The sequence below is a fragment of the Nocardia sp. NPDC004260 genome, assembly GCF_053603155.1.
This window is the reverse complement of record NZ_JBSGEZ010000118.1, coordinates 1-12,480: the sequence shown is the minus strand read 5'-3', so window position 1 is coordinate 12,480 and position 12,480 is coordinate 1. Positions and strand designations below refer to the sequence as shown.

11 protein-coding genes and 2 pseudogenes are annotated in these 12,480 nt (G+C 65.3%); 2 read left to right on the top strand and 11 right to left on the bottom strand.

The window, feature by feature from the left end; translation table 11 throughout:
• Nucleotides 1-359 precede the first annotated feature (359 nt).
• Complete coding sequence (locus ACWEO7_RS35860) at nt 360-602, top strand: winged helix-turn-helix transcriptional regulator (protein WP_452429875.1); 243 nt, start codon at nt 360-362, stop codon at nt 600-602.
• 126 nt (nt 603-728) lie between these two features.
• On the opposite strand, the gene ACWEO7_RS35855 is transcribed toward ACWEO7_RS35860, so the two are convergent.
• Complete coding sequence (locus ACWEO7_RS35855; protein WP_452429873.1) at nt 729-1,235, bottom strand: SRPBCC domain-containing protein; 507 nt, start codon at nt 1,233-1,235, stop codon at nt 729-731.
• Nucleotides 1,236-1,689: 454 nt separating this feature from the next.
• Between ACWEO7_RS35855 and ACWEO7_RS35850 the strand changes: the two genes are divergently transcribed.
• A complete protein-coding gene (locus ACWEO7_RS35850; RefSeq protein ID WP_452429871.1) occupies nt 1,690-1,854 on the top strand; it encodes a hypothetical protein in 165 nt (54 codons plus the stop codon).
• Between the two features lie 367 nt (nt 1,855-2,221).
• Here the strand turns inward: ACWEO7_RS35850 and ACWEO7_RS35845 are convergent, their stop codons facing one another.
• The 10 genes and pseudogenes from ACWEO7_RS35845 to ACWEO7_RS35800 all read right to left on the bottom strand — a co-directional run bounded on the left by ACWEO7_RS35845 (nt 2,222) and on the right by ACWEO7_RS35800 (nt 11,783).
• On the bottom strand, nt 2,222-2,662 hold the full coding sequence (locus tag ACWEO7_RS35845; RefSeq protein WP_450017358.1) for a DUF1931 family protein: 441 nt from the start codon (nt 2,660-2,662) through the stop codon (nt 2,222-2,224).
• 13 nt (nt 2,663-2,675) lie between these two features.
• Nucleotides 2,676-4,400 (bottom strand): FAD-dependent oxidoreductase, encoded by a 1,725-nt coding sequence (locus tag ACWEO7_RS35840; protein ID WP_452429869.1) that lies wholly within the window; start codon nt 4,398-4,400, stop codon nt 2,676-2,678.
• Nucleotides 4,378-4,644, bottom strand: coding sequence for a UBP-type zinc finger domain-containing protein (locus ACWEO7_RS35835; protein ID WP_452429867.1), 267 nt, complete (start codon nt 4,642-4,644; stop codon nt 4,378-4,380). Before ACWEO7_RS35835 ends, ACWEO7_RS35840 begins: the two co-directional genes overlap by 23 nt.
• Entirely contained in the window at nt 4,644-5,093 is a 450-nt protein-coding gene (gene trxA, locus ACWEO7_RS35830; RefSeq protein ID WP_452429865.1) for a thioredoxin, read from the bottom strand. The genes ACWEO7_RS35835 and trxA overlap by 1 nt, the downstream gene beginning before the upstream one ends.
• Before the next feature lie 14 nt (nt 5,094-5,107).
• Nucleotides 5,108-7,741 carry an ATP-dependent chaperone ClpB gene (gene clpB / locus ACWEO7_RS35825; RefSeq protein ID WP_452429864.1) on the bottom strand — a complete coding sequence of 878 codons (2,634 nt, stop codon included), beginning with the start codon at nt 7,739-7,741 and terminating at the stop codon, nt 5,108-5,110.
• Nucleotides 7,723-8,051, bottom strand: a pseudogene (locus ACWEO7_RS35820) (chaperone modulator CbpM). Before ACWEO7_RS35820 ends, clpB begins: the two are co-directional and overlap by 19 nt.
• Nucleotides 8,048-8,953, bottom strand: a complete 906-nt coding sequence (locus tag ACWEO7_RS35815) for a DnaJ C-terminal domain-containing protein (protein ID WP_452429862.1) — start codon at nt 8,951-8,953, stop codon at nt 8,048-8,050. The pseudogene ACWEO7_RS35820 and the gene ACWEO7_RS35815 overlap by 4 nt, the downstream one beginning before the upstream one ends.
• Nucleotides 8,954-8,959: 6 nt before the next feature.
• Entirely contained in the window at nt 8,960-9,487 is a 528-nt protein-coding gene (locus ACWEO7_RS35810; RefSeq protein ID WP_452429860.1) for a nucleotide exchange factor GrpE, read from the bottom strand.
• A gap of 8 nt (nt 9,488-9,495) precedes the next feature.
• A complete protein-coding gene (dnaK, locus tag ACWEO7_RS35805) occupies nt 9,496-11,379 on the bottom strand; it encodes a molecular chaperone DnaK (protein ID WP_452429859.1) in 1,884 nt (627 codons plus the stop codon).
• Between the two features lie 3 nt (nt 11,380-11,382).
• A pseudogene (locus ACWEO7_RS35800) lies at nt 11,383-11,783 on the bottom strand (general stress protein).
• Nucleotides 11,784-12,480: the final 697 nt, after the last annotated feature.

The following is a 12,480-nucleotide window of genomic DNA, read 5'->3' as shown; positions in this document are numbered from 1 at the left end:
GGTGTTGATACGTACTGTTGATGGCTACTCAAGTGAGATAGCATCATAGCCGTGACCTGCACGTTCGTGGTGGAGCTAAGGGGACTCGAACCCCTGACCCCCCACGCAGGGGTTCTAGATGTCCCGTGGTTCCCGTCGCTTCCCGAAACTTACCGTGAACTGGGGAAACAGGGCGGAGGCGCGGGTCCCGGCCGCAGGTGCGCTGCGGCCCACTAGCGCTGCGGGTGCCTGCTGCCTGTGGGGCCGGTGACAAGCCGTCGACGCATTGTTGCGGGGGGGTTCCTACCCATCCCGGTTCCTGGGGTTGTCCTGGGCGGTGCTGGAGACGGATGGCGCTGGGGAGTATTTTGAAGTAATTGGTGGGGTTGCTACGTGCTCAACTGACCCCGATCACCCTGAAGGTGCTCACCCAAACCCTGCGGGACATGCAACGCGACGGACTTCTGGTCCGCCACGACCACGAAACGAATCCGCCACACGTCGAGTGCGAGCTGACAGAGCTGGGACGCAGCCTGATGGATCTCATCGCCGCCGCCCGCGCCTGGAGCGACAAGCATCTCGATGACCTTCTTGCCGCGCGCGGCATGAATGCGCTGGAGTGAGCGAGCCGAGAACGTGGCGACCCTGACTTGCTTTGTGCGACACCACGATCAGCTGCTCGCCGCCACGCTCTCTGCGCCCTCCGTCTCTACCTCGCGCACGTCTCCGCCGAGACCGGCTGGCCCCGCTCAGGGCTGGACCCGCACCGGGGATTCGGCGGCGATTTTGAGCATTGCCAGCATGGAGTCGTGGCCGGCGCGGAGTTTTTCGGAGTTGAAGAAGAGGGTGAGCAGTGGGCCGGCGAGGGATTCTTCCATGGTGACCTCGGTGCGGTGCTCGCCCAGTGGAGTGAGGAGCATGCGGTCGACGGCTTTCATGCAGCCCATGGAGACGCCGGTCCAGGCCAGTTCGCGTTCGGGGATGATGGTGGCGAAGACGGCGTTGATGGTGCTGCCGTGCAGTTTCCAGCGGAACGGTGCGTCGACCTGCAGTTCGCCGAGTTCGAGGACACGGGCGTCGGTGCGCCATTGCGGCCAGTTCTGCATATCGGTGAGCAGGTTCCACACGGTGTCGGCGGGGGCGTCGATGACGATGGTGGAGGACGAGCGCACGGGCGCGTTTGTGTCGATCAAGCCTTGCTTGGCGTAGTTCTCGTGCAGGTCGGTGGTGGACGGTCCGGTGTAAAGCAGGTTCATGACTGACTCCATGTGATCGGCGCTCTGCAACAAGAGCAATGCTCTCTGTTTTGAGGAGCTTTGTCAAGAGCGCTGCTCTCGATTGTGAGCGCCTGGCTTAATTGCCTGCTACCGGTGTCAGGGCCCGTGATATCCCGGTAAGGACCTGCATTCGACTTGTCTGTATTCCTCTACCAGAAGTCATCTACCTGCGGAAACAAGTAATTCACAGGAAGCGTCGGGCAGCTTCGGACCCTGCGGAAACGCCGCGCCGACTTCATGACCTATCCGGCCGAAGAAGGTGTCGAGTCCGTCGGAGACGACCGCAGAAAAGCAGGCAAGGGCCCCGGAACGACGATCATCGACCACGCATTGAGGCAGCCGCGCTGGACCGGCATGCCGGTCCCCCGGGCCGTCCGGCCGAAGCCCGGCGTTGTCAAGAGGGGGTTCGCAGAGTTCCCCAATGCCAGTCCCGATGTCGTGGACCGGCGCGGCCGTCGATCTTCTCGCGCTGACACTGATACTGACCGCGCTGGTTGCCCTGGTCGTGTTCGGCAACGCCGATGCCGCGGTTATTGCTTCCGTGGGCGCCGCCACAGCCATCGCGATTCGGGCTTGGCACGGCCGACGCAGCGCCTAACCCGTGGCGAGCGGCAGCGATCAGGCTGACGCCAGACCAATTCCGGACAAGATCTTGTGCCGACTGGTGCCGATGTCGATCCGTCGCAGTGCATCGGAACCACGACAAGGTTCGGACGGGCTGAATCAATCAGACACACAGCCGCCCGACAGCGAAAACCCCTTCCGACCAGCTTCGGAAGGGGTTTTCTCGTTCCGTGGAGTGGTGCCGGGATTCGACCCATCTCACAGAAATATCACGTTTTCGAGCTCTCCCCGCGCGCCCAGGCTTCCAGAACGGCACGGTTGTCGGGCACGGTCTCGGGCCGCAGCGCAAGTGCCGTCACAGGCCAGCGGCGGTCTACTGGTTCGCCGGGCGGGGGCGGTGGTCAGAGCAGGAGATGGAAGATGTCGAAGGCGACGTTCCATTCGGCGGTCCCGGGGTTCTTACGCTTCGGTTCGATCGTGACGAATGTGTGCGCCAGCGCCACGCTCAAGCCTCCGGCGATCAGCGGCAGTCGCTGCTCGGTCGCCTCGGAGAGGGCCATGTCCAACGGCGGCCTGGCCGCCAGTTGATCGAGCAGAGGCTGTAGTTCGATCTCCTCATCCAGTTTCTCGAACCGGTGGATGCTCTCCTGCAGTCCCTTGGTGATCGGCAGGTCCCACGGTTCGATCACGTCTCGCAGGTTCGCCTTTGCCGAGGCCTTGCCGATGAGGACCAGATCGTAGATCTTGTCGTCGATGAAATCCGTATAGCGCTTCAGATCGTTCCGGTCGACTTGCAGGCCGGCCGCTGCCCGGAAGAATCGCTGGAATTTCGCGGTACCCATCACTGGCATGTCGTCAGCTCCCCTCGAAGAATTCATGGATTTGGCGAACGGCCATCGCTCCCTCACCGACAGCGGATGCGACCCGTTTCACGGAGCCGTTGCGGACGTCGCCCGCAGCGAACAGGCCGGGCAGACTTGTTTCGAGCGTCCTCGACGGCCGCTCGCCGATCCGCCGGTTGCTGTTCTCAACGGCGCGGACCGCGTCCGCGCCGGTGAGGACGAAGCCGTGGTCATCGAGTGCGATCGTGTCGGACAGCCACCCGGTGTGCGGCACCGCCCCGATGAAGACGAACAGGGCATGGACCCGGAGGGTGTCCTGTTCCCCCGTTTGATTGTTCTCGACCACGATCTCGTCGAGGTACTTCTCACCGTGGACCTCGCGAATCTCGGTATGCCGGTGCACGGTCACGCGCGGATGGCGCTCGATCTGGTCGACGAGGTACCGGGACATACTCTTTCCGAGGTCACCGCTGCGGATGAGCAGGTGAACGTGGGAGACACGGTCCGCGAGAAAAACGGTGGCCTGTCCGGCGGAGTTTCCGCCGCCGACGATCGCCACCGGGTCGGTGCCGCACATTCGCGCTTCCTGATGGGTTGCGGCGTAGTACACGCTCGTCCCCTCCAGTGCCTCGATCCCCGGAACCGACAACTTGCGGTATCGCGCCCCGGTGGCGAGCACGACGGCTCGGCCGCGAACCGTGCCGCCGTCCGCCAAGCGAAGCACGTGGTGCCCGCTCTCGGACCTCAAACCGGCCGCCTCCGCCGACACCAGCATGCGGGCGCCGAACTTCCCGGACTGGATCACGGCCCGCTCCGCCAATTCGGCGCCCGAGATCCCTGCCGGGAAGCCCAGGTAGTTCTCGATCCGGGAGGAGGTACTGGCCTGGCCACCTGCGGCGACCGACTCCAGTGTCACCGTGTTCAACCCGTCCGAGGCGCCGTACACGGACGCGGCCAGACCGGCCGGTCCCGCACCCACCACGACGAGGTCGAACACGTCCTGGGCTGTGTCGCGGAGCGAGTCCAGGACCGGAAGCCCGACGATGCGGGCGAGTTCCGCATTCGTCGGATTGCGCAGCACCCTATCGCCGTGCCAGATCACCACGGGAGTGTCCTCGGGGGCGACGCCCAGGCTGCGCAGCAGCTGCTCCGCCCTTTTGTCCCGCTCCAAATCGATCCACCTGTGGGGCAATCGGTTTCGCATGGCGAACTCCCGAAGCCGCAACGTATCCGGTGAATAACAGGAGCCGATGATCCGGAACCCCGAACCGAGCCCGATCAGCAGGTGCCTGCGCACCAGGTAGGCGCGCAGGATCAGATCGCTGAGCACGGGATCGTGGGAAACCAGCTGGCGCACCCGCTCGGCCGGGACGACGAGTACCTCGCCGTCCTCGATCGCCTCGGCGGTGAAGAACGCCACCTGGCCTTCCAGCAAACCGAGCTCGCCCAGGAATCGGCCGGGACCGTGCACGCGCAGTATCCGGCGTTCACCGTCTCCGTCGCCCTCATCGATGATCGCGACCTTGCCCGAGAGGATGACGAAGAAGTCGTTGCTGGGTTCGCCCTCTCGGATCAGCACCTCGCCGGCGCGAACCGACCGACGCGTGCCACCGACCTCGAGTGTCGCGACCTGGTCGTCCGTCAGCCGCGGGAATGCTCCGAGCTCATCCGGAGTCTCGTCGAGCGGCGGAATGCCGGGTGCGGGAGCGGCGTCCTCAGACGAAGTTCTGGTCGACATAACACCAGCGCCAATCTTCACCTGGCTCCATCGACTGGACGATCGGATGGCCGATGACGTGAGCGTGCGCGCTCGCGTGTTTCTCCGGCGAGGAGTCGCAGCAACCGACGTGTCCGCACGTCAGGCACAGCCTCAAATGTACCCACGGGGTGCCGAGGCGAAGACATTCCTCGCAGCCCTGGGGAGTCCGTGGTACGACGGGGCGGATCGCGGTCACGTGTGGGTCCACATAGATGGAAGTCATCACTTCGTCTCCTTGCCTGCTTTTTCCGAGAGCGCCTGATCGAGCCATGTGCGCAGTTGTGGTACCGGAGCTGCGCCTGCCTGACGAGCCAGGATCTCGCCCCGGTCCATCACCAGCAGAGTCGGTACGGCGCGGACGGTGAACCGTTCGGCCGTCTTGGGCGCAGCATCCACGTCGACCTTCACCAGCTTGATCTGACCCGCGCGTTCCCTGGCGAGTTGCTCGAGCGCCGGACTGACCATGCGGCAAGGACCGCACCACGTCGCCCAGAGGTCGACGAGCACAGGCATCGAGGCTTTCTCGGCGACCTCCGCGAAGTCGTCGTCCCCTGCCGAGGCGATCCAGGGCAGCGGCTCGTGGCAGTTCCCGCAGCGCGGTTTTCCTTCCCCGGCCGCCGCCACCCTGTTGACCTTGCCGCAGTTCGGGCACTTCACCTTTTCGGATCCCATGACGACACCTCTTCTCAGGCCGCCGCGGCGGCGGGTTCCGCATACGCGACGGCGAGCTCGCCGCCGTCCACCGTGACACGGATCGTGCCACCCGGTTCGACCTCGCCGCGCAACAGCGCACGACCTATCTTGGTCTCCACCTCGTGGGCGATGTACCGTCGCAGCGGCCGCGCACCGTAGACCGGGTCGAAACCGTGTTCGGCGATGAGCCGGCGCGCTTCCGGCGTGATATCCAGGTGTATCTGCCGCTCCGCCAACCTGTTCCGCAGCTCGGTGAGTTGTAGCTCGACGATGTGCTCGATCTGGGGCAGCGTGAGCGGGGTGAACAGCACGATGTCGTCGACCCGGTTGAGGAACTCCGGACGGAAGTGCCCGCGCAGTTCCGCCAGCACCCGCCCCCGGGCATCCGGCTTGATCTCGCCATCGGCTGTGACTCCCTCGAGGAGATACTGGGATCCGATGTTGGAGGTCATGATGATCACCGTGTTCCGGAAATCGACCTGCCTGCCTTGAGAATCGGTGATCCGGCCGTCATCGAGCACCTGCAGCAGGGTATTGAAGACGTCGGCGTGGGCCTTCTCGATCTCGTCGAAGAGCACGACGGAGTACGGCTTGCGGCGCACCGCCTCGGTGAGCTGGCCGCCCTCGTCGTATCCGACGTACCCGGGGGGCGCACCGATGAGCCTGCTCACCGTGTGCCGCTCCTGGTACTCGCTCATGTCCAGGCGCACCATGTTGTCTTCGCTGTCGAAGAGGGCACTGGCCAGTGTCTTTGCGAGCTCGGTCTTTCCCACGCCCGTAGGGCCGAGGAAGATGAACGAACCGATCGGCCGGCGCGGGTCACGGATACCCGACCTCGCCCGGATCACCGCGTCTGCGACCAGTTGCACCGCCTCGTCCTGGCCGACGACCCGCTCGTGCAGAATCTGGTCGAGCTTCAACAGCTTCTCCCGCTCGCCTTCCTGCAGCCGGGCGACCGGGATACCCGTCCATGCGGCCACGATCTCTGCGATCTCGTCTTCGGTGACCACTTCGCGCAGCAGCGGATTCTGGCCCTGCCTGGCGGCCAGTTGCTCCTCCGCCGCCCTGAGTTTGCGTTCCAGCTCGGTGATCTGGCCGTATCGCAACTCGGCCGCGCGGTTGAGGTCGTAGTTGCGCTCCGCCTCCTCGGCCTCGTGGCGCAACCGTTCCAGCTCTCCCCGCAGCTCCTGTACCCGCCGGATCGCCTGCCGCTCGGCCTCCCACTGAGCGTGCCTGGCGTCGGCCTCGGCACGGAGGTCGGCCAGCTCCTTGCGCAGCTCTTCGAGGCGCGCCTTGCTGGCCGCGTCCGTTTCCTTGGACAGCGCGGCCTCTTCGATCTCCAGCCGGGTCACTCTCCTGGTGAGTTCGTCGAGTTCGGCGGGCATCGAGTCGATTTCGGTGCGTTGCCGAGCGCATGCCTCATCGACCAGATCGATCGCCTTATCCGGAAGGAAACGGTCGGTGATGTACCGGTGCGAGAGGGTCACGGCGGCAACCAGGGCGCCGTCCTTGATCTTCACGCCGTGAAACACCTCGAGTCGCTCCCGAAGTCCGCGCAGAATCGAAATCGCATCCTCGATGCTGGGCTCGTCGACGAGAACGGTCTGGAAGCGACGCTCCAGTGCCGCATCGGATTCGATGTGCTTGCGATACTCGTCGAGAGTGGTGGCGCCGATCATGTGTAGTTCGCCGCGGGCGAGCATCGGCTTGAGCATGTTGCCGGCGTCGAGAGACCCGTCGCCGCCGGCTGATCCCGCGCCCACAACGGTATGAAGCTCGTCGACGAACAACAGGATGCGCCCCTCGGCCGCCTTCACCTCCAACAGCACCGCCTGCAGTCGCTCCTCGAACTCGCCGCGGTACTTCGCGCCGGCCACCAGGGAACCCATGTCGAGCGAGAAGATCGTCTTGTCGCGCAGGCCCTCCGGCACGTCGCCGCGGACGATCCGCTGGGCAAGGCCCTCGACGATCGCGGTCTTACCGACGCCGGGGTCGCCGATCAGCACCGGATTGTTCTTCGTCTTCCGGCTCAGGATCTGCGTTACCCTACGGATCTCGGCATCTCGGCCGATGACCGGATCGAGTGCGCCTGTCCGGGCCTCGGAGACGAGATCGCGTCCGTACTTCTCCAGCGCCTCGTAGGCCCCTTCCGGGGTCGCCGATGTGACGCGCTGATGGCCGCGCACTTTGGTCAAGACGGCGAGGAAGGATTCTCGCGTGACCCCATGACTGGCGAGGACCCGGCCTGCCGCAGTGGCCGACCCCTCCTCGGAGAGGGCCATCACGAGATGCTCCACGGACACGTAGGAATCCTTGAGTCGCTTCGCCTCCCGTTCCGCGGCGTCGAGCAACTTGGCCAGGCGCTGGGTGATCATCACCTGGCCGGGCGTCGCGCCGGGGCCGCTGACCTTCGGCCTGCGCGAGAGTTCACGTTCCAGATCGGATCGCAGGGCATCGACGTTGGCGCCGGTCTGCTCGAGCAGTCGAGGTACCAGCCCTTCCCGCTGATCGATCAACGCGAGCAGCAGGTGCTCTCCGTCGACCTCGGTGTGACCCATTCTGGTCGCTACATTTTGGGCTTCCTGCAGGGCTTCTCGTGACTTTTCAGTCAGGCTGCCGGTGTCCATGGGGTGCCCTCCTTCCGCGGGAAGCTGCTTCGAGTTTCTCGATTCGATCCAGCAGATCGAGCACGAGCCCGATTGCCGAGTAGTTCAGGCCCAGACCGGTACGCAGCCGTTGGATGCGGGCGGCATGGGCCACTGCGGATGGTTGGAACGACATCGCGCCGCCGGCGCCTCGGTGGGCGTCGAGCAGGCCGAGTGCCACAAGCCTTCGTGCCAGGTCCGGGTGCAGCCCGGTACGTTCGGCGAAGGCATCTGGCGACAATCCGGGACGGCGAACCAATACATACCGGGTGACCGGGCTCGGGGTGCTCATGTCTCTTTCCTCGGATCGAAGTTCGATTCGGTGGCCAACTGCTCGAACAGCTCGCGCTCGCGTGCTGTCGGTTTCGACGGCACCATCACCTTGATCTCGGCGTAGAGGTTGCCGTTGGGGCCACGCGGATTGGGCATTCCTTCTCCGCGCAGCCGCAGCTTCCTTCCCGTCGACGAGCCCGGCGCCACTTTGACTTTCGCTTCGCCACCCGGGGTGGGAACGACGACGGTCGACCCGAGCACCGCCTCCCATGGCGATACGGGCAGGTCCACATAGATGTCCCGGCCCTGCACCCGGAACCGGGGATGCGGCTTTATCCGCACCACGAGATACAGATCCCCGGGCGGCGCGTCACCGTTGCTCCGCCCGCCTTGCCCGGCCAGCCGGATTCTCTGGCCGTCCAGGACACCGGCGGGAATGTCGACGTCGTACTGGCGTCCGTCCAGTCTGAGTGTCTGTTTGCCGCCCCGATACGCCTGTTCCAGAGTCAGTTCCAGTTCCGCTTCCTGATCGGCGCCGGGAATCGGCCCGTACCCGCCGGCGCCGCCGAACATCTGCCCGAAGAGGTCCTCGAAGTCGACCGCGCCCCCGCCACCGAAACCTTGACCGAAGTGCACCCTTCTGCCCGCGCCGCCGTACCGCCCGGCGCTTGCCCGGACCCGTTCGTCGTAGTCCTCGGGCACACGGCGGAAGTCCTCACCGAATCGGTCGTAGCGTTTCCGGGTGTCCGGGTCGGATAACACCTGGTAGGCCTCGTTGGCCTCCTTGAACCTGTCCTCCGCAGTGGGGTCCTTGTTCACGTCGGGGTGATATTTGCGCGCCAGCTTGCGGTACGCCTGCTGGATTTCGTCGGCGCCGGCGTCGCGCGAGACACCGAGCGCTTCGTAGTAGTCACGCGCCATCGGTGCTCACCCCTCGGGTCGGCTGACGACCACCGAGGCGGGACGCAACTGCCGGCCGTCCTCTCCATAGCCCGGGCGCAAGACCTCGATCACGGTCCCGGAGGGAACATCGGGTTGGGACACCACGCTGACCACTTCGTGTAGCTCCGGGGAGAACGGCACACCGACCTCGTCGTGGCGCTCGAAACCGAGCTGGGCCAGCACCTGCACCGCCTGGTCCCGGGTCGCCTTCACGCCCTCGACGACGGCCTGGGGATCGCCGCCCGCATGGGCCAGCGCGAGCTCCAAATTGTCCAGCACCGGGAGCCACGCAGCGGAAACCTTCGCCACCTCCGCGGCGCGGGCACGGTCCAGATCCTTGGCAAACCGCTTGCGCAGGTTGTCCAGATCTGCGAGGGCCCTGCGCCAGCGGTCCTCGAGTTGAGCCAGCTCGGCCCCCGTGTCGGTGCGATCCGGCGCCGTCTCGGTCTGATCCCCGTCGGTAGCCGACTCGGTAGCCGACTCGGTAGCCGAATGATCTGCAGACCTTTCCATCGTGTGCCTCAGCTTCGATCGAATTCGGCGTCGACCACGTCGTCGTCATCCGACGACGCAGTGTCTCCGCCGCCCGCCTGGTGTCCGTCTCCACCGCCGGACTGAACCGGTGCGAGCCCGTAGAGCAGCTGCTGCAGCTCGGAGGTGAGTGGCTCTACCTTCTCGGGGGGAGCATTGTCTTCCACGGCTTTCCTGGCGTCGGCGATCAGCATCTCGGCGCGTGCCTTCTCGTGCGGTGGGGCACTGTCGCCGAGTTCGGCGAGTCGCCGTTCCACTTGATAGGCAACCGAATCGAGCGCGTTGCGCGCGTCGACCGCCTTCCGCAGCGCCTCGTCCTCGGCGCGGTTCCGTTCGGCCTCCGCGAGCATGCGCTCGACCTCACTCTGGTCGAGATTGCCCTGCTCACTGATCGTGATGCTCTGTTCCTTACCGGTGTCCTTGTCGCGGGCGGTGACGTGGAGAATGCCGTTGGCGTCGATGTCGAACGTGACTTCGACTTGGGCCTCGCCACGGGGTGCCGGGCGGATGCCTTCCAGCCGGAACCGACCGAGCACCCGGTTGTCGTCGGCCCGTTCGCGTTCGCCCTGCAGGACCACGACATCCACTGCGGGCTGATTGTCTTCCGCGGTGGCGAACACTTCACTGCGCCGGACCGGGATCGTCGTGTTGCGCTCGATGATCTTGGTCATCACCCCGCCCTGGGTCTCGACGCCGAGGGACAGCGGGGTGACATCGAGCAACAGCACATCGGAGACCTCGCCCTTGAGCACCCCCGCCTGGACTGCGGCGCCGAGCGCCACGACCTCGTCCGGGTTGACGCTCATGTTGGGGTCCTTGCCGCCGGTGAGCCGGCGAACCAGCGCCTGCACCGCCGGAATACGTGTCGAACCACCGACCAGAATCACCTCGTCGATGTCGTTGGCGGTGACCTTGGCGTCACTCATCGCCTGCTTCACCGGGCCGAGGCAGCGTTCCACCAGATCCGCCGTCAGATCCTCGAACTTCGATCGCATGATCGTGGTGGTGAGGTGCTTGGGACCGTTCGCGTCAGCGGTGACGAAGGGCAGGTTGACCTGGGCCTGTGTCACCGAGGACAGTTCGACCTTGGCTTTCTCTGCTGCCTCGAAGAGGCGCTGCAACGCCTGGGGATCCTTGCGCAGATCGATGTTCTCCGTCCGTTGGAATTCGTCGGCGAGGTAGTCCACCAGACGTCGGTCGAAGTCGTCGCCGCCGAGGTGGGAGTCGCCGGCCGTGGCACGAACCTCGACCACGCCCTCGCCGACGTCGAGCAGGCTCACATCGAAGGTGCCGCCGCCGAGGTCGAAGACCAGTACGGTCTCGTGGGTCTGCTTGTCCATGCCGTAGGCCAGTGCCGCGGCGGTCGGCTCGTTGATGATCCGCAAAACCTCGAGGCCTGCGATCCGGCCGGCGTCCTTGGTGGCGTTGCGCTGCGCGTCGTTGAAGTACGCGGGAACGGTGATGACCGCTTCTTTGACCTTCTCACCGAGGAACTTGCTCGCGTCGTCCACGAGCTTGCGCAGCACGAGGGCACTGATCTCCTCCGGCGCGTACTTCTTGCCCCGCACGTCGAATCGAGCCTCACCGTTATCACCCGGTACGACGTCGAAACTGACCGCTTTGGCCTCCTCGGTGACCTCGTCGTAGTGACGTCCGATGAAGCGTTTCGCGGAGTATATGGTGCCCTTCGGATTCAAGATCGCCTGCCGTCGGGCGAGCTGACCCACCAGCCGCTCCCCACTCTCGGTGAAGGCCACCACCGACGGCGTCGTCCGCGCTCCCTCGGCATTGGGGATCACCGCCGGCTCGCCGCCTTGCCAGCTTGCGATGACCGAGTTCGTAGTGCCCAGGTCGATACCTACAGCGGTCGCCATGGCTCATTCCTTTCGATCGGCCCGGCCGGTGAGCAGGCGAACGGGTTCGTCCGCGACCTCGACGTCGGCGAGGACTTCGTAGTGACGTGGTTGTAATGACTGGATCGAGGTGAAGTCGCGCCGGCCGCCCCGCAGCGCGTACATGAGTAAGCCGAACAGTGCGCCGTCAGCGCGCCCGCGGCGGCGCCTCGCAGAGCGGCCCAGCCGTAGTTCAATCGGCCGACGACATGCTCGGCCAGCTCGACGTCGCGTCCGACGATGGCCAGTTCGTCGACCGTGAATTGCTGGTCGGAGCGGTAGTCGCCAGCGCTTTCAGCGTCGGCGTAGTTGTCGAATGTTGCTACTACCTGGCGGGCAGGTCGGCGCGGACGTACCGCGGAGGTTCCACGACTGGACTCTGGCATCACGCCCCCTGGGCGTCGATGGTTTCGGTGTTCACCGAGCCGACGCGAACCAGTTCGGCGTCCGGCCGGTCGGTCAACCGCTTGAACTCACGGACGGCTCAACCGCTGAAAGTTCTTCATACGCCGGTAGGCGTCGACAGAACGGGAGGCGGTGGCGTCCACACCCCGGCTGGGGCATAGAATGCCGGAACCCGCTCGAGGCGACCGGTGCGCGCACTGCGAGCATCAGCCACTACTCCGGTGCTTCCACGAGTAGAACTCCGATACGAAAGATCGGGACTGCTGAGCGGTGTGACAAAGCCCCAGCAAGTCGAAAGCAGGAAGCCAACTACGCCACACAGTGTAGTCACGGAAGCACCGGGAGTCACGGCTCCATGCTCGCTCGCGCCAGGAACAGCGGCCACCTGCGCGAGGACTTCACCGACGAGGCATTGTCATCCTGCCGCATGGCCGACGCCGATATCGTCGACACCACCTGGCGAGGCCGCTCTCGAGGTCTGAGACGCCCCGTCGGACACATGCTGTGCTCCTACGCTGAAAGTTCGCGGTCGGGCGGGTGACGCGGGTTCTGTCGAGCTTGCGGGCGGACTGTTTCCAGTCCGCCCTAAGGGTTGTCCCGTAAGTCCGACGCGGTGATGACGACCTGGACCCGGTTACGGTCAGCGGGCGTGGGCGAGGTTGGCCAGAGTGGCAACTC